At 63.2% G+C, this 17299-nt stretch carries 17 protein-coding genes; 9 read left to right on the top strand and 8 right to left on the bottom strand.

Features of this window, described 5'->3' with window-relative positions; genetic code table 11:
- Positions 1-1438 precede the first annotated feature (1438 nt).
- The 3 genes from ON21_RS39000 to ON21_RS32010 all read right to left on the bottom strand — a co-directional run bounded on the left by ON21_RS39000 (position 1439) and on the right by ON21_RS32010 (position 5054).
- Complete coding sequence (locus tag ON21_RS39000) at positions 1439-1705, bottom strand: hypothetical protein (RefSeq protein ID WP_157171100.1); 267 nt, start codon at positions 1703-1705, stop codon at positions 1439-1441.
- Positions 1706-2202: 497 nt separating this feature from the next.
- A complete protein-coding gene (locus tag ON21_RS38995) occupies positions 2203-3882 on the bottom strand; it encodes a WXG100-like domain-containing protein (RefSeq protein WP_157171099.1) in 1680 nt (559 codons plus the stop codon).
- A 746-nt stretch (positions 3883-4628) separates the two neighbouring features.
- Positions 4629-5054: a nuclear transport factor 2 family protein gene (locus ON21_RS32010; protein ID WP_083881021.1), complete on the bottom strand. Its 426-nt coding sequence runs from the start codon at positions 5052-5054 to the stop codon at positions 4629-4631.
- A gap of 132 nt (positions 5055-5186) precedes the next feature.
- On the opposite strand from ON21_RS32010, the gene ON21_RS32005 reads away from it, so the two are divergent.
- From ON21_RS32005 to ON21_RS38985, 4 genes are all read left to right on the top strand, one after another.
- Entirely contained in the window at positions 5187-5720 is a 534-nt protein-coding gene (locus tag ON21_RS32005; RefSeq protein WP_051021559.1) for a type VII secretion system-associated protein, read from the top strand.
- A 23-nt stretch (positions 5721-5743) separates the two neighbouring features.
- Positions 5744-6610, top strand: coding sequence for a hypothetical protein (locus ON21_RS38990; RefSeq protein WP_157171097.1), 867 nt, complete (start codon positions 5744-5746; stop codon positions 6608-6610).
- A gap of 93 nt (positions 6611-6703) precedes the next feature.
- The gene (locus ON21_RS39770) at positions 6704-7153 is read left to right on the top strand and encodes a MerR family transcriptional regulator (RefSeq protein ID WP_218004182.1); all 450 of its coding nucleotides are present in this window, start codon (positions 6704-6706) and stop codon (positions 7151-7153) included.
- On the top strand, positions 7126-7578 hold the full coding sequence (locus ON21_RS38985; protein WP_157171096.1) for a hypothetical protein: 453 nt from the start codon (positions 7126-7128) through the stop codon (positions 7576-7578). Before ON21_RS39770 ends, ON21_RS38985 begins: the two co-directional genes overlap by 28 nt.
- Positions 7579-8517: 939 nt before the next feature.
- Here the strand turns inward: ON21_RS38985 and ON21_RS31990 are convergent.
- A complete protein-coding gene (locus tag ON21_RS31990) occupies positions 8518-8952 on the bottom strand; it encodes a nuclear transport factor 2 family protein (protein ID WP_083881020.1) in 435 nt (144 codons plus the stop codon).
- Positions 8953-8986: 34 nt separating this feature from the next.
- On the opposite strand from ON21_RS31990, the gene ON21_RS31985 reads away from it, so the two are divergent.
- Positions 8987-9790 (top strand): helix-turn-helix domain-containing protein, encoded by an 804-nt coding sequence (locus tag ON21_RS31985; protein ID WP_051021558.1) that lies wholly within the window; start codon positions 8987-8989, stop codon positions 9788-9790.
- Between the two features lie 730 nt (positions 9791-10520).
- Positions 10521-11024 (top strand): peptide-methionine (S)-S-oxide reductase MsrA, encoded by a 504-nt coding sequence (gene msrA, locus ON21_RS31980; protein WP_039804299.1) that lies wholly within the window; start codon positions 10521-10523, stop codon positions 11022-11024.
- 406 nt (positions 11025-11430) lie between these two features.
- Here msrA and ON21_RS31975 read toward each other — a convergent pair whose 3' ends face one another.
- Entirely contained in the window at positions 11431-11667 is a 237-nt protein-coding gene (locus tag ON21_RS31975) for a hypothetical protein (RefSeq protein WP_157171095.1), read from the bottom strand.
- 221 nt (positions 11668-11888) lie between these two features.
- Here ON21_RS31975 and ON21_RS39500 point away from each other — a divergent pair, with 221 nt between their 5' ends.
- Both ON21_RS39500 and ON21_RS31965 read left to right on the top strand, forming a co-directional pair.
- On the top strand, positions 11889-12104 hold the full coding sequence (locus ON21_RS39500) for a helix-turn-helix domain-containing protein (RefSeq protein ID WP_039804296.1): 216 nt from the start codon (positions 11889-11891) through the stop codon (positions 12102-12104).
- A gap of 203 nt (positions 12105-12307) precedes the next feature.
- Complete coding sequence (locus ON21_RS31965) at positions 12308-13819, top strand: lectin-like domain-containing protein (RefSeq protein ID WP_039804294.1); 1512 nt, start codon at positions 12308-12310, stop codon at positions 13817-13819.
- Between the two features lie 510 nt (positions 13820-14329).
- On the opposite strand, the gene phoU is transcribed toward ON21_RS31965, so the two are convergent.
- Entirely contained in the window at positions 14330-14965 is a 636-nt protein-coding gene (gene phoU / locus ON21_RS31960; protein ID WP_039804307.1) for a phosphate signaling complex protein PhoU, read from the bottom strand.
- Between the two features lie 57 nt (positions 14966-15022).
- Positions 15023-15193, bottom strand: coding sequence for a hypothetical protein (locus tag ON21_RS39395; RefSeq protein WP_169332757.1), 171 nt, complete (start codon positions 15191-15193; stop codon positions 15023-15025).
- 51 nt (positions 15194-15244) lie between these two features.
- Between ON21_RS39395 and ON21_RS31955 the strand changes: the two genes are divergently transcribed.
- Positions 15245-15487, top strand: a complete 243-nt coding sequence (locus tag ON21_RS31955; RefSeq protein WP_157171094.1) for a hypothetical protein — start codon at positions 15245-15247, stop codon at positions 15485-15487.
- Positions 15488-15853: 366 nt separating this feature from the next.
- Here ON21_RS31955 and ON21_RS31950 read toward each other — a convergent pair whose 3' ends face one another.
- Complete coding sequence (locus ON21_RS31950) at positions 15854-17071, bottom strand: hypothetical protein (protein WP_039804290.1); 1218 nt, start codon at positions 17069-17071, stop codon at positions 15854-15856.
- Positions 17072-17299 lie beyond the last annotated feature (228 nt).

Here is a 17299-nt window from a genome sequence, read left to right as displayed (position 1 = left end):
GTGAACCCGCAGATGCTGGTCGCCCGAAGACAATTCACGGCACCGCACCGATTACCCAGAGGGCCGTGAGCCTGCGGATGTAATCGAGCGGTTGCACCGTCAACCGGATCCGTCGCGATCGCATCCTCCACGAGGCCCACCGCCGGCCCCGGCCCGCTGCACCTGACACTGGTCTTCGGCATCTCCCACAACACCGTCGCCCGCTATGCGGCCGTCGCCGAGCAACTGCTCAGCGACGAACTCGAACATCCACCGGCCGACTGAGCCCAGTCGGCGACCGCTACACTTCCCCCAACTCACCGCGGTTCCCAGTGCCGCACATGGAAAGCCGTGAGTTCCCGCTAAAAGTCCCTCAGTCAGCGTGCACCCGCGGGAGACGTGCGGTTAAGGATTGTGTCACCAGGTACACGAAGACTCTGGGTTGCGGGCAGAGCGGATCGAGCCGCTTTTGATGGTTCGCGGAGTCCGTGGTCTGTTCCCGAGCTTGGGGCAGTTACCATGGCCCGGGGCCGAACTCGATTCGTAGGTCCGCGACAAGCCGGCCCCAGTCTTGGCTGAGACTGCTCATCGTCTCTCTTGTTACTGTGCCACCCCAGCCTCTTCCTTGACTGAGTGGACTTCCTGGGTCTCGGTAGAACGAATACAGGACAGGCGATCCAAGGGGATCGACGCGGCCGGTCGCTACGGCCAGGTGCACCCAATCCTCGGGAGCGCCGCGAAGCATCGAGCCATGCAAAAACACCAGATCACCACGGCGCGGGCGCGGGCCACCGGTCACGAACTCCTGCCGACCGTTGGGAGTGAGGCGGTCGGGAAGTTCGTCGAGCCAGCGAGTGTATTCTTCGACACTGTCGCCGCGGCTGTAGAGCGCGCGGACTTGTGCGCGAGTGAGTGCACCGGACTCGGTGGCAGCGTACAACGGCATATCGATGCAACTTAGTTCCAGGTTTCCGGTCAGAGCAGGCATCGAGTCCTCCATATCCGACCTGGCCCATGAAGGAAACGGACTGTCCGAGCCCAGCGGCGCCCACCTGACTTCCGGTTTCCGTATGTGGTATTCCCACAATCGGTCCGTCATCGGGTCCGGGGCAAGCACTTCAGGCCGAGGGGCAAGCACTCCAGACCGCGGGGACGGCCACCTGAGTTCCGGCATTCCCTCACCTGCCTTCTCGACCTCGTGGCTGCCGCGCTGGTCGGCGTACACCTTCTCCTCGACATCCCGTCTGACAAGGCGGGCCGTGCCGGCGGTTTTGTCTGCGAGAAACTTTGCTTCCTTCCTGGTCAGGCGTTTCAGCTCGCTCAAGGCCTGGCCCAAAGCCCTGGTCACACCATTGCTCACTTTGAGCCTCACTATGGGGCAGGTGCGTGCTGTGTGGCCGCGATGAGGCGTGCGCAGCGAGGTCGTCCGCGCCTGGTATTTAGGTGCCGCGGCTGGTGTTTACCAGACAGCTTCGTCGTCCGGTGCTGATACAGTGTCGGGTCCGTCGTCCGGTATCGCGACTGTGTCGGGCGCGGTGTCCGTGGCACTGTCGTCGTAGAATTCTGGCGCCTGCCGATCACGTGCTGCCTTGACTGCCTCGTAGGATTGATCACTTGGGGAGAAATCGCGACGTCTCTCCAGTAGATGCTGTTCTTCGTCACTAACCGGTAAGTAATTCTCGCGGTGATCCGGATCGAGCCCACCCTTCTTCTCCTTGACTGTCATGCGAAAGCCGCCGCGGAAGCGTAGCGGCACCTACCCATCACGACCGCATCTCCACAGCCGAGACCAGCTGCCGAACCCAAGAAGGGACCCAACGGACATGACGTTCGAGGAATTCCGTAAGAATACTATAGTATTATGGGTGCATCATTTAGGTCGCTCTCGTTGAAGCTATCGGTTCGCCTGAGTGCTTTGATCGTGTCTCTGTAGGAATGCGCCATCGCTACAATTCCGCTCCGGGTGATGTCGATAATATGTTGAGTGCAATTACGTATATACGTCGAAACGTTGAGGTTCATTAGAATTCCCTGCTGGCATGGACAACGGTCGGGCTGAACTGCACGGCCCGGGTTCTGGCGGCCAAGCGAGGAATGATTAGCGAACGGGGCGGCGGGGTTGCTTTGCTGATGCGAATCTACTGGTTTGCGCGGAAATGGGCATAACTAAAGCGTACTCGTGAAGTGAGTGGCCGGCGCTTCTCCAAGCATTTCTTGTTGCAGTTATGATTCTTCCGATGTGCGCGATCCCTCGAAGTTTGTGTTTGCAACCTCTGTTTTCTTCTTGACGTTTTCCTTGATGTCGCCCACACGGCGGTCTTGTGGTTGCGGATGCGTCGGAGGACTCCCCGTCGAGGATGCGAAAACCCTCGGGGCGGTGACTGCAGGACTTCTGGCCTTAATCCATGGTGAGGTTGATGCTGATCGATCGGTGCCTGCGGCGATCGTCGGCGCGGGTGCGGTGGGCTGCGCGGCTACTGGCCGCGAACGCGTCCATGGCGTCCTGGGCGTCGTAGAAGTACCTAAAATAGGGGCTTTGCCGCCTGTCGCAGCGGGTCTGTCGTGCCCTGCTGGTTGTGTGGCGGCTGGTGCGGCGTTGCTGTCCGGTGGGCGTAGATATGTGTCATTCGGTTGGCTACTGTCTGTAACTGAATCGGTCGCTAGAATCGGTTCGTCGGGATTTAATTGGACCGCTGGCTGGATGTCTACAACGGAACGCTCCGTGAAGGCGAGTTCCGGACGTGCTTCTTGCTGTACTTGGGCTTGCGAAGCAGCCGAATCAACGCTTCGGGGGTGGATGCTACGTTCTATTCCAGTGCTGCCGGTATCCACGGCCTGACTGGTGGGCGGGTGCACTGGGGGCGAGGCGGTGGTCGGTTGAGCCGTGGCGGACTCGGCGGGTGCGCTTGCTTCGCTTGGTCCGCCTGGGTTCAGTTTTCCGGCCACTACCTCATGCTTACGACCGTTTCCGTGGTCAGTTGTGATCCGTTCGGCGTCTGCGACTGATGCGACGATCGGCCGTGTTGCCTCAGGCTGTATGCGGGGAGCTGGCGTTCGATTGGGTTGGGAATTGATCGTCGGAAGTAGGTCGGGGGCGGGTTTTTGCCTTGAGAATACTGTTTCAGCAGCGGCACTGGAATTGATTGTCGGAAGTAGGTCGTGGCTGGTTCTTTGCGTCGAGACTGTTGTTTCTGTAAGGGCACCAGGCTGATCTGTTTCGGTGGTGAAATCCAACTGTGAGACGTTGTCGGCGAAAATTGTGGCATGCCTGAGAACCTCGTCGGCGTGGTTGGTTAGAATGTCGGCATAACGCAGCACTTCGTCCGGTTCGATGCTCAGCATTTTTGCGGCCGCACTGTCGGATGGCATGCCCGGCGTGCGAGCCATTGCGTCGTATACGACTCCGTTGATCATCCTGTCTATCGTGTCTTCGAACGGCTCGATCGCCTTGCTGACGATCTCGATGGCGATGTATTGAACCAGCGCCTCCTGCATTTCGGTGCACAGCCGACGCGCTGCGGCGGTGAGGAGCGGGGCGGCGGCTGGTCCGGCCGGCGAGGCGATTACGGCTGCGTAGCTCGCGGCCATCGCGGCTAGTTCGGCGATCACCGCAACCTTCATCGCCGTGATGACGCCTGCCGCGACATCCAAAGCTGTCGCCACAGTTCTGCAAGCATGGTCGAAGTCCGCAATATGTGTCGCGCTTACCTGCGCCCATGATGCGGCTAGCTGGTCGTAGGAGTATCCCGAGTAGACCGAGCCGATGTCCTTGACCGTTTGCGTCGCTGATTCGTGAGTTTGCTGAATGTTGGTCGAGAAGGTGCGAACGTGGTCCGCGAAGTCGCGGACATGATCCTCGTTAATGTCCGGATACGGCACACCACAGAGATCGAGGAAGAACACGACTTCACTCGGAAGCGTTATAGGCACGTGGGACCTTTGCTACCTTCCGTGGTTGGCTGAGGATCGTCGGCAGTCGCATGTGACCAGCGCTCCCGTCGAGGGCCCGGGTGCAGATGTACCAGTCAATGAAGGCGATTCGGCACGGCGGTGTACCTGCCACTGGCGTCGAATGCTGAGTAAGCGAGCGGCAGGCGAAGTAATTCGTCACCAGTTGGGCGCTACGCCGCGTCCGCGGCAGTGCACTTAGGACGTCATCGCACTTAGGACGTCATCGTGGTAGACGTCTACCAGCAGGGGGCGGAGCCCCTGCGGAGAAACCCACCGGTCCATATCCCGCGAATACACAGCCGCGCGCCGATTTCCCAGGAGCAAGGACGCAGACCGGGTTAAGAGTGCAGAGACCGATCAACGTTTCGTCGCGGGCCAACAACGTGTACGCGTGGGAATTTTTCCGATGGCGAATGGTACTGCGGCTGCGCCTTCGCCGAAGGTTGTGTCCAGCAACCCATGCAGGCCCATACGCCGAATTGTGAACCAGGTTAGGGCTGGGGTGTCGGAGGAGACCGGGTCTGCTTCTTCGCTCCGGGCCGTTCACCGAATCCAGTATGCGGTAGGGCACAGGCTGCGCCAAGACGCCCATGGGATCCCTCTCCGACGATCCGAGCTAGTTGTACCACTGAGCGCTATGGCCCGGGTGTTCCACAAGTTCGCCTCTGCAACACGTCCCACTCTGCAAACCCGTGGAGTCACCGATGCTCTATTGCGTGCTTGGTGCGGAGCGCGGCGTCGAGCGCGAGAGTGTCTTCCAAGACGAGGTCCTCGATCATGCGTCCCCACCGCAAGGTAAGCCATTGGATTGCCGTATTGCAGTACGATGTTCCATCAGCAAGGGTGGCAGTGACGCGCAACTGAGTCGCGACTTTGGTGTTCCAGGGCCAGCCGTCGGCCACGACATCTACCAGATCCAGCCGGACGCCGGGCAGGTGGAACTCGAGAGCGCTGAACCACTTTCGGAATGATTCGCGCCCACGGATGTCTGCGCCGAGTGCGGTGTCGCCCACGAACCGGAACCTGATATCGGGGTGGGCCATGGCCACAGCAGCGTCGAAGTCTCCCGCGCTGACGCGACGCCAGGTTCTCCGGACCAGTGATCGCACAATAGCGTGATACATATGTAGACTCTAAACTGCTGACTTGCGTAAGGCAAGTGACCTTTGCGGCGTCGCGCGGCGTACACCGGTGGTGGTGGCGCGGGCGACGATGGAGAAGCGCCGGTTCTCGGTGCCAGGATTGATCAGCGGGCGGTGAGGGAAATCGAGGACCTGAACTCGACTGTCGTTCGTCAGGGTGACTGGTTGGTGTTGATCGAGCCGGGCCGGCAGGAAACCGTGCGTGAGGTAATGCCGCCGGCCGAGGTGATCCTCGGTGGCTGGATGATCGGCGAGGACGGCGTTCCGGGTCCGTTCGAACCCAATCCAAACTACGTCCCTGCTGACGAGGCGTTGCCGACCGATCCCATCGATGCCGTGCTGCGGCGAGTCGCCAACGGCGACAACATCGGCGGCGACGAGATCATCGCTGCGCTGCGCGGTGCCGTGGTAGAGATCGCATGCGACGATCAGGACGAACCACTGGTGGGACCGGCTCCGGATGGGGTGCCATGCGTCGCGGTTGCCACCGCCACGATATACAAACACCGGGTCGAGGCGGATCGCTGGCGGCCGGTGCTGGGCACCGTGCTGCCCGACATCGTGCCTGCCAGCACCGATATCCTGCTCAATCCGGGCAGTCCCACACAGTTCCGGTTACTGACCCGCAGTCTGCGACCGGCCGAATGATGCTCGCCGCTAGCCTCGCCCGAATGACCGGGCGGCTTCGCACAGCAGTCACCGAGGCGGGCGGCGCGCTGCAAAGAAGTGTGCGTGGAATCTCCAGCGATATCCGCACAATTGCCGACAATCTCGTCACAGCCGACGGAACAGGCGCCCGGGCGATAAGTCGAGTTGCCCCGGACACGCCACGCCTTGTCGGCCAGAGCATCACCGGACGCCTTCATGGTTTCACACCCGACGAAGTCCGCAGCGTGCCGATCCTGGGCCCCGACAGAAAGGTTGTCGGGGTGCACTTTCCGTCGCAGCTCACAGACTTGAAGACGCCAATGATTTTCTCTCCCGTCGAACTTGAATCCGCGAGACACACGTACACACAGTGGACCAGGGGCCGAGGATCCCAGCAGCCGAAGTGGGTCCTCCGAGGGACGTTCCCGGCCCCTTGGGGTGAAGAGACGGTATCCGCGTCGGCACACGCCGATGGGTCCGGATACGACGTTCAGGTCAAGAAGAAGATTCCGTTCACCAGATGGAGCAGATGGGTTCCCGTGTGGGTCGACGGAGGGACCTACGGGACGATCCTTGCCGCCGACAAGCACTTCAAACAGGCCGTCAAAGGCGCACCAACAGCCGAACTGATCCAGATGTCGTGTTCAGCCGCCGCAGGCTCAGCCGCACGCGAGTCCGCCGAATCGCTGCATTCAGCAGGAATAGGCTTCGACGTACACGCAACCGAAAAGAAATACGGCTACATAGAGCCGGGACCCAGCAGGGGGAAACAGGACCCCGGCACCTTCATCGGACACAGTTCCGAGGTGGAACTGAACGAATCCGGTGACACGAAGTCACCCTGGGTCAAATACGAGGCACCCAGACAACGACCGAACACACAAGACTGACGCCCGCACGACCCGGCCCCGCTGCACATGACTTCGAACATCAGCGCAGCCGACTTCGAACATCGAATACATCGAGGCGGACGTGGACACCGTGTGCGCCGCGTCCGCAGTCTGCTCGCCGCTGGCCTGAACACCGCCATCATCGCGACGATCCTGCCCTGCCTGCGTGACGAGGGCGAACGTCTGGTGCCGACCTGCTCCGATGTCGTCGCCGACCTGACCAAGGGGCGCGAGCGGATCACGAAGGCCATCACCGATTTGCAGACCTCCCGCGCCGCGCTCGACAAAGTCATCGCCGCAGCTCCCGCCGATGTCCAGGCCCGACGGGTGTCAGCATCATTTGCGGACCTGGTAGTGGTCGAGGCCGCATTGGCCTTTGGCGGCTCGGAAGCATTCCTCGATCGCCCACCTCGCGCCGGCGACGGCCACGTGTACGAATCCGGGCGGGATGTTATCGAAGACCGGCAGCGTGGCCCAGGCGAAGCGTATTCGGGTTCCGAACCAGCGCCGCTGCCGTGGCCGCCGAACACCTTGCGGCCTTGATTAGCGGCGCGTTGGTCTGGCCGTTGCGCGGCGATCCGCGCCGTGGCGGCGGCCTGGGCCGGGTCGGGCGCGACCAGGGTGGCGCGGACGGCGCGGCCGATGTTGGCGACGGTGGCCCCGATCGCGGACCCCAACCGCGAGTTGGTCACCGGGTCGTCGTGGGGGTCGGTGCCGACGATGTCGAGCCAGCGCTGCCTGAACTCGAGCATCGCGGCGGCGTCGGTATCGGCGACCGTGTGCGCTGCGCCGCCAGATCGCCGCAACTTCGCGTGAGTGTCGGTGCCGAGGATCGACTCGATCTCGAGCGCGGCAGGCGCCTCGCCGAGCAGTCGCACCCGAAACCAGCGCGCAAGAAGTATCTTGATAAGACTGGTCGGCGCCCACCAGCGCCATCGACGGCGGGGCGACTTAACCAGCTCAGTTGATGACCGCACAAAGAAGTCCACCCGTCTGCGGTTTTCGAGCGGCAGATAGTCTTCTGGCCAGGCCCGCTCGATGCCGCCATCGAGATGCCGGATTCTGGGGCCCGATGATTACAGGCCATGTCCGCGGCTGGAGTTCGGCGATCACTTGGCAGCAAAGCTTTCGGCACTTTGGGTCATGTGAACTGTGTAACGCACATACAACGCAGCGCCCGGACGGATCGGTACCAGCTGCCTCGCCCAGCATTCAGAATGCATGTGCCGCATCGCGGTGTCCACGCACCCGGTGAGATCTCCGGCCGCAAGGTCACCAACATGACCTCTCGTAACGGGGACACCTTCGCCAGGGCAGGTAGTCGCCGACCTCCCCGGGCGCATCCACAAGACGCAGCATATCCTCCACCTGACCGACGACGACCCTACCCGCGTCAGGGCAAATGCCCACGCCGACCTCACCGAACGCGCCATGAAGCCGTCGTGACACCATCCCCGCAAAGCCAACGGACCACCGATGTTCGCGACTGATCTAGCGGCCGAGCGTCTCATACGATCGAAGGCCGTGCGCCTGACCGTCACTATTCGAGCTCCTGTTGCCCCGAGCACGACGACCGCCAGCGGCAACAGCACGTCGAACAACACGACAACACCGCTCGGTGAAGGCGGTACTGGTCGAGGACGAGACCAGCGCCACCTCGCGACCCGCGCCCGGCGCCGCCCCCAGCGGCCGGGCGCTGGCGGTGCGTTGGTGCGGCATCGGTTACCGCCGAGCCCACCGTCCCCGGCCGCACGGCTCGTCTCGCCGATGGGGCCGATGCTGCTGTTAGCTAAACGTGTGACGAAGACGCTCGCCGTTCAGACTGCGGCCGAGCCTCGTGTTCGACAGCGTTGATGGTGCGGGGCACGGAAGGAAGGTCGTAACATCCCCGCCGACGCATGATTCGTCTAGAGCAAGGCAAACGGGTTGTCGTCGCTCTCCTGGAGTGGTTGGACGACCTCCCAGTGCTCGGCGATCAGGTCGTCCTGGATACGGAAGACGTCGGCCACGGCGATCAGCGCCCCGCCGGGCACCCACCTACGGGAGAGCATCGTGACGTAGTCACCTTCGGCGAACAGCCGACTGATCTCCATCCGCATCTCATGAAGTGGATAGTTCCTGAAGGCTGTGATCCAGTCGGCCCGGTTCGTGTGCGGCACATCCGCGGCGTGGTCGACGAAGTCCTCGCGCAGGAGCGACTCGACTACATCGAGGTTGCCGCGTCCAACGAACTGGGTGACCACTTCGTGGACCAACTTTTTGTTCTGATCGTTCTTGTTCTGATCGTTCATGCCTGAAGTTTCTCGGTGCCAGCGGCAACTGTCGATGAAATCGGATGTCATGGATCGGCTCCGTCCGGCTAGCTAGGCTGTCGCCATGAAGAGCGTCGGCGAACTGCTGCGGGAGTGGCGGACTTACCGTCGACTTAGCCAGCTCGACCTCGCGATCGCCGCCGAGGTCTCGGCGCGGCATGTCAGCCTGGTCGAGACCGGAAAGTCACACCCGAGCGCGGCGATGGTACTTCGTCTCGCCGATCACCTCGACGTGCCGCTGCGCGATCGCAACCGGCTGCTGCTCGCCGCGGGCTACGCGCCCCGCTACGGTCAACGCTCGCTCGACGGGCAGGAACTCAGATCGGCGCGCCACGCCGTGGAATCGGTCCTCCGCGCGCACGAGCCGTTTCCAGCGCTCGCGATCGACCAGCGCTGGAACATTGTGCTGAGTAATGGTGCGGTGGGGCCGTTCCTCGCCGAGTCCGACGCGGAACTGCTAGTTCCGCCGATCAACCTGGTCCGACTGGCTCTGCACCCGCGGGGACTGGGCGGACGGGTCGTCAATGTCGCACAGGTGCGTGCGGTCCTACGTGCTCGTCTGGCGCGGCAGCTCGCACGAACTCGCGACCCTGTCGTCGCCGAGCTCTACGATCGGCTTATCGAAGCCGGTCCCGGAGATGACGCAGATTTCGTGTCGATCGGAACGGAGATTGCGACTCCGATGACGTTTCGACATCGTGGCGAGGTCCTCTCTCTCTTCTCGACCACCGCCACTTTCGGCACGGCGCTGGACATCACCCTCGAAGAGATCTCGATCGAGCTGTACTACCCGGTGGATGCGCAGACGGAAGCCCACTTCCGCCGCCTCCAACCAGCGCCTGCCGCCACCGACTCGACGGCCCCGTGATCTGCATAGACGATTCCATCAGCCAGTGGTCGAGGAAGCAGACGAGCGAGTGGTGCCGATGCGGTCCCGCTGCGCGTGACCATAATCGAACGCCACCGCACGACTGCTTCCGCCTTGGTGCATCACTGGCTATCGCGCCGAGCGCACCCTCCCGCGCCGGCGGTCGAGCCCTATGTAGCGACCCATGCCGAGGCGGGGGACTGTGCCGAGTTGATCGCGGCGCGTCTCGGAATCCTCTGCGACGATATGTATCTGGAGGTCGGACGAGGTGCGCGGTAGGCATTGAACAGGGTGGGTAGGGTGGATACTGAGTGACCAGAGGAGGCAGATCGGGATTCTGCTGTTTCCCGGCGTCGAGGAGTTCCACGTTATTGGGCCGTGGGAAATCCTGTACTGCGGGACTGAGTGCTTTCCTGGCGACGGGTTCGAGGTGTTCACCTTCTCGTTTGATGACGAGCCGGTCGGCTGCGCGAAGGGCATGACGATCAGTCCGCAGCATGGACTCTGCAGTGCGCCCGCCCGGGACGTGCTGTGCGGGACGTCGTCGCCCGCCACGCCGCGTGGTGTGACGGCACATACTGGACGGTTTGATGAGGCTTCTCTGTGTCACCCAGACGCGCCGCACAACGACGTCCGTGGCCGTAGATCTGGAGCTCTGTCAGGCTGCGGTGTGGCGTCGTTGGTGGTTATATCGGGCGCGGGACTGTCCCGTCGTTGTGAATGGAGAAGTGTGACCGAAATACGAAAGGCGGTCCTAGCCGGTGGGTGTTTCTGGGGCATGCAAGACTTAATCCGGAGGCAGCCCGGGGTGGTGTCGACCAGGGTCGGTTATACCGGTGGGCGACCGAACAGTCGGCCAACGTGTCGCAATCATGCAGGTCATGCTGAGGCCGTTGAGGTCGTCTACGATCCCGCGCAGACCGATTACCGGACGTTGCTCGAGTTCTTCTTCCAGATCCACGATCCAACGACGAAAGATCGGCAGGGCGGGAACTACGGCGCGCAGTACCGTTCAGCAATCTTCTATGTCGACGATGATCAGAAGCGTGCCGCGCTGACTACGATCGTCGACGTCGAGGACTCCGGCCTGTGGCCCGGCAAGGTTGTTACCGAGTTGAATCCAGCGGGCGAGTTCTGGGAAGCAGATTCTGAGCAGCAGAACTATCTGCTGCGGAACATGGACGGCTACTCATGCCATTTTCCGCGTCCCAACTGGAAGCTGCCGAAACGGTAATGGACTGGGAGTCTACCGACATTTCTATGCGATCTGCGGTTCGAAAGGCGCACTCTCACCTGATCGGCGAGAACCAAGCTGTATGGCCCTCTTGCCGCGCTCAACGAGAAATTGACCAAGACCAGGACCGAGAACCGAACGCTCCGGCGGTCTCTGGACGGCCCACGCGCCAATCCAAACGCGAGCGAGAGCGCAACGTCACGCAGATTTTCTGCCAGTGATTTCGGTCTCGCGGGCACGTCGTTTATCTTCGCCGACCTGACGGCGGCCATGTTCACCGGAGCGGATCTGACCCCCTCGCAGGGTTTGATACGGCGGAATTGACGGACACTGTCTTCCTCAGCTCGAATCTCGACAGAGCGACCCTTAAATATGTGGACGCAGATGGATTTCGGTGATCTCGACGTCACCAGGCCAGGCCGGAGGCGCGCACCGTCGCGGTGACGACGGCGCTGGCGTGGGCGTGCCCGAGCCCGGGCAGGGTGCCGCGCAGGTCGACCGGGCGGCCGTGGGCGATGCTCACCGCCAGCCGCAGCAGCCCGTCCGCGGCGTCGCCGAGCGGGGGCGATTGCGTCGGTGTTCCACATAGCCGATGCCGCAATTCGCGACCGCGCCAGCGATCCCCCACAGGGCGTACTGCCACATACTTCAACACGGTAGATGTTGCCGCAGGGTTCCAGCGCGGGTTAGCGCTCCTCCATTCCATAGATCTTGGGGTATCGAGAATCGATCGGTTCTGCGAGGCCTCGGCTTTTCATCCGCAAGAGCTGTCCATGCCTTGGGGGCGTTCATACCCTGTGTTTCGAACGGAGGGGAGGCCACCGTGCGGTCTGCGGCAGGCAATGCCTCGGCTGGCCACCGGCCATGACCATCGAGCAGATCCGCGAGGGCCGCGCCATCCCCACCCGGCCGGAGGAGACCGTCTTCTCGGTCGCCCGGCTGCTGGGCGTCTCATGCAGCACGATCTACAAGTACGTGCCCGAATTCGGCAAGCAGCTGGCGGCCGGTGAGGACCGCCCGATGCCGGACGTCACCGAGTACGACCAGCTGCTGGGCTCGCGCCGCGAGGCGACGGCGTAGGTGCTGGTCGGTGCCCCTCCCGGTTCATTCGAAAGAGGTGAATCGGTCGCGCTGGGATGCTCCTACAGTCGACGGGTGTGGCCCTTGGCTGCTCTGCCGGGGGCTCCATCAGCAGACCGGGGCTTCGCTGAATCCGCGGCGGAGCCGATCCGCGTGACGCAATCGCTCATCTGATGGCATATCTGGCCAAGGAGGGTTCGACTATGACGACGTATGCACCGGTCACCATCCAGCAGGCACAGTTCCCGATCGTCGAATCGTTCACCCAGGACACCGTGACCAACCCGCACTGGCAGTTGCTGGGCAGCGCGCGGCTGCACGACGGCAGCCTGGAACTGACCCCCAACGCCAATTCCCAGGCCGGGACGGCGTTTCTCGATCAGCCGTTCTCCTCCACGCTCGGGGTCACCATCGACTTCGACTACTCCTGCGAGGGAGCAGCCAGCCTCGGCGACGGCTTCAGCGTCTACGTGATCGACGGCGCGCATACAACCCAGCCCGGCGGTATCGGCGCCGCACTCGGCTACTCCATCACTAAAACGGGGTCGGGGCAGATCGCCGCGCCGGGCGTCACCGCCGGATTCGTCGGCGTCGGCTTCGACAACTACGGCAACTTCGCCACACCGCTGGCCGGTACCGGCGGCGGTACGTCACGGCCCAACATCATCGGAGTCCGCGGAGCAGGCAACCTGCGGGAAGGATTCAGGTGGCTCACCGGCGTTGCGGTGCCAGGTGGCTTCCGCGCGGATTGGGAGCGCGGCGCCCACATCCAGATCTCCATCATCGCCGGCCGGCTGACCGTGCGCCACGCCGACAAAACCCATCCGAACGGCACCCTGCTGATCGACAACTTCGATCTCGCTGGCAGTGACGGTCAACCGCGTGTGCCCGAGACCTTCAAACTGGGCTTCGCAGCCGGAACCGGCGCCGCGACCGCCTCCCACCGCATCCGCAACCTGAAGGTGACCCTGCCCGCGGAGATGCCGCTGGAGATCCACGGGCCGCGGACAGCACAGTCCGGACAGCGGATCACTTACACCATCGGTGTGCAGAACCTCGGCCCCAACGACGCCCCCGACGCCGTGCTGGACGCCGCCGTCCCGACAGTGCTGACCGACTTGGAAGTCACCTGCCAGGCCGAGAACGGAGCCGTCTGTGGCACCGGTTCGGTCCGCGACGGCCTGCGCATGCCGATCGACCTGCCCAAGGGCAGCAAAGCGACCATCACCCTGACCGGTACCATCGACCCGCAGTACGAAGGCAGGCTCACCTGCACCAGCCTCATCACCTCACCCTCCCGCGCCAACACCGCTGAACGACACTCCGGCTCGGTCACCACCGACGTCGATCGACCACCGGTCACCGTGTCCCCCGTGATCGTCGGGCAGTGGCCCCAGACCTGGCCCGAGGACGCCAAGGGCTGGGTCATCAGCTACGAGCTCACTCTGGCCGCCCACCAGCAGCGGGTGGTGTGGTGGGAGATCGGTTTCGACGTCCCGCCCCAAACCCGCATCAATCCCCAGCAGAGCCAGTGGTACCAGGTGATCAAGGACGGCACCGACGGATCAGTCGTCATCACCACACCGGATGAGAACCACACCATCGAACCCGGCACACCCCTGACCGTCGCCGTGCAACTGCTCTACCCCTCCCAGCACGAGGCCGGAGACGGCACCCTGCGCAACCTCCACGCCACCGAGATCACCCGCCCATAAGCCGAACTCTCACCCAACCTGTTCGGAGCTGGTGCTGAACGAATCCGTCGAGACGCAGGAAATTGTCCAGACAGAGCCGAGCAGGGCTGAGCCAGCCTGCGCGAGGAGGTGTTGTGCTCACGCTGGAAGTGTTGGGCCCGGAACGGTGCTGCGAGCGCAAGCCCTTCCGGGCCCAACCTCTCTGCGCCACACCGCGACACGCGTGGACTGTAGTTTCAAGCACCTGCGCTGCACTGGATCTAGCATGCCTGTCGTTCCGGGCTCCGCTCCGAGGCCCGGGACAGCGCAGAGGACAACCGCACACCGGGGCCCGCTTGGCACCTCCCTCGCTGAGCGGGTCCTGGGGCGTCCGTCGATGCGAATCCCCCACGTGATCCTCACATTCACAGGTGATGGTCAGTCCCGCCCACATCCCACGGAACCCTTCTGGGGCGGGCCGTCCATCTTCCGAACGCTCGACGAGCACCGCGAGGGGTTGCGGCGATTGCCTCAGCGCGGCCAGTGCTCGGGCTACTGGCCGGTGGCCATGAAGATGGTGCGCCGGCCGACTTGTACCGCGTGGTCGGCGAACCGCTCGTAGTAGCGGCCCAACAGAGTGAGATCCACCGCGGCGGTGGTCCCGCCGTTCCAGTCGTCGGCCAGGATCGCCGCCAGCAGTTGCTGATGCAGGTGATCCATGGTGTCGTCCCGCCCGTCGAGCTGGGCGGCGTCGTCGAGGTCGCGCGAACCCAGTACCGCGGCGGCGCTGGTGGCCATCGCGATGGCAGCCGCGCCCATGCGGGCCACCAACGGACGCACCGTTTCCGGGACCGCGTGCTCGGGGTGGCGGCGGCGCGCAACGTTGGCGATGTGCTCGGCGAGTGTGGCCATCCGCACCAGATCACCCACGAGCTGGATGGCGGCGACCACCTGACGCAGTTCACCGGCGACCGGAGCCTGCAACGCCAGCAGGCTCACCGCCGCCTGCTCACACTCCTCGCGCAGGGTCTCGATCTCGCGGCAGGTGTCGATCGCCTGCTCCGACAACTCAAGATCCGCGCTCATCAAGGCGTTGGTGGCGGTGGCGATGGCGTTGCGGTCACGCAGGCACATTGCCTGCAGCCGATCAGCAAGCTGATCGAGGTCCTCATGGAAGCGAGTCCGCATACCGGTCATCCTTCACCCCGCCGGAATATTCGGCGCAGCCACCGCCATGTCGGCGGGTCACCCCTGCGTGGCGGGCACGAGGGTTTCGTTGCGGACGCTGAACGGGTAGCGGCCGGGCGCCTCGAGCACGGCCTGCACGATCGCGTGCTCGTCGTCTTCCAGTTCCAGGACCTCGAACACCGAGACCCCGCCCGCGACCAGCAGCACTCGGTCACCGACCTGAACCATGCCGGTGAGCCTATCCCGCCAGACCGACCAGTGCGCGACATGATCGAAAGCGTGTTCGACAACCCTTGCGTGGTGTACCGGCTCAGCGACGGCCGGATCGTCGAACCCGGCCGCCTGTATCGGCTGCGCAACGGCAGGTGGGCCGAGCCCTGGCCCGGCGCCTGCCCGCAATGCGGCCAGCGATTCGGCCCGAGGAACATGCTCGTCGGGTCACAGGCCTACTGGTGTGGTCACGTTGTCTACACCCCGCCGGTCGATGCGGACTGCGAGCACCCGACAACGCGGTCGACATGACCGCGGTCAGCTGGCCAGATCGAGAATATAGCTGGGCAGGTCCTCGTCTTCGGCGGCGCCGCGTAGCAGGTCCCGGCGCAGTCGGTGCACGTCGACCAGGCACCACGCCGACAGGTGATGGCCGCACTCGGCGTTCCATTCCGCGTCGAGGGTGCCGGGTACGGGAGGAGCGGCCCGCCCTGATGGTATGAGCGAAACTGCATGACTCGAGTCGCCACCCCGGCCACCGACACGAATTGAGCGCACGGGCGCGGGCGGGCCGAAGAAAGTCCCGCACCGCCCTCCCCGCGGCGAATAGAAGTAGACATCGCCCGATGAGGTGCTCAACGCCTCGGTCGGAGAGAGCACCGGGGCTGGTTTGTCGCGTCAGTCTTTCTTCGAGCGTGGGGGCGTCAACACGACAGGTATTACCGCCAGCGAGACACGTCGACCTTCCTCATCAGCGGTGAAAACGTAGTCGACCTGCTTCGCTGGATCGTCGGCTGTCTTGGTGAGCACGTGCCGCGGATGAGCTTCGACGGCATCGTGGAGCTTCTTGATGGTCGCGGCAGGGTCTGCGGTGTTGATGAACATGACGATGGCCGCCTTGCTGTCTCGCCACACCATGTAGCTCAAGATCTGATCGATGGTCTCGTTCACGACTTTGGGACCGCGCCAGATTTTGAGTTCGCCGATGAAGACGTTGCGCCCGTCTGCTCGAACGAGGATGTCAGTCTTGCCGTCGCCGTTGAAAAGCTCGCCGCCAGCACCACCTTGCCAATACCCGTTGAGTGCTCCGAGCAGCAGGTCGCGGAGTTCTTCCTCGTCGAGTTTATTGCTCGTCTGCGGTACTCGCTCCATGCTCCTCGCCCACCCATGCACCTGTTGGAGCACATCCCTGTACATGGCCTCGTCCATCTCAGGCTCGGGAACGAAGGAGGCAGACTGATTGCGGCGCTGCGCCAGCGACACTTGCTTGCGGCGGGCCGGTATCGGTTGCCGTGGTGCGCCAGTAGACGCGACCGGAATTCCGAGTGCCTCCTCGACTTTCCGGTCATCCAGGGTTCGCTGTTTGCGGCTGACGTATCTGTTGCGAATCGCCTGTTCAGCGGTGGGGATGAAAGAGTTGAGATCGGTGTTGGCCCATCCCACTCGTTTGTCCAGGTCGGTCTTCAGGCTCGCGATACGCCCCTGGATTACCTCAGGTGTCAGGGTGCGCTCGACTATCTCCAGAACGAGAGAATCGTTCAGCACTTTGCCATCGGGGTCGTCGTACATGGTGAACTTCGAAGCCTGGTGGTCGAGCAAGGCCTTCGTACCGGTGAAGGGAAACCGCAGAGTCACCTTGCTCGCGGGAACCGTGTAGATCTCGTCATGATCAAATTGGTCCCGAACCTGAATCTTCACTTCCGAAAGCTGAGTTCGAGTCACTCCATCCCAATCGACTTCGATCGGTTGCGGCATGTGCTTCTGGATCAGTGCCGTCACCAGGACTTCTTCGTTCTCGCTCAGGAGGTAGTCGGCCTCCAGACTGTCCAGTTCCGCCAGGGCCGCCTGCAACCGCTGGTTGAGGTAGTCGGCAAGTCTGGGTCTGTTTCCCCACATCCGGATAACGCTACAGGCCATCGACACCGCCTAATGGCAAATCTGTAGCGGCTGCCTGCCGCATCACCACGCAGCCGTCGTTTCGGTTACAGTCCGTAGGCTCAGTAGCTATGCCGAACAAGCGTACGGGTGGGCCAAGGAAGGGCCGGCCGCGGAGGTTCCGCCTCCCACTGGGTCTTTCATACAACGAGTACGTGGGCGAGTTGGGGCCTGCCAGCGGATCACTCT

This window comes from Nocardia araoensis NBRC 100135 (assembly GCF_000308435.1).
Lineage (GTDB): Bacteria > Actinomycetota > Actinomycetes > Mycobacteriales > Mycobacteriaceae > Nocardia > Nocardia araoensis.
This window is presented reverse-complemented; position numbering and strand designations above follow the sequence as displayed.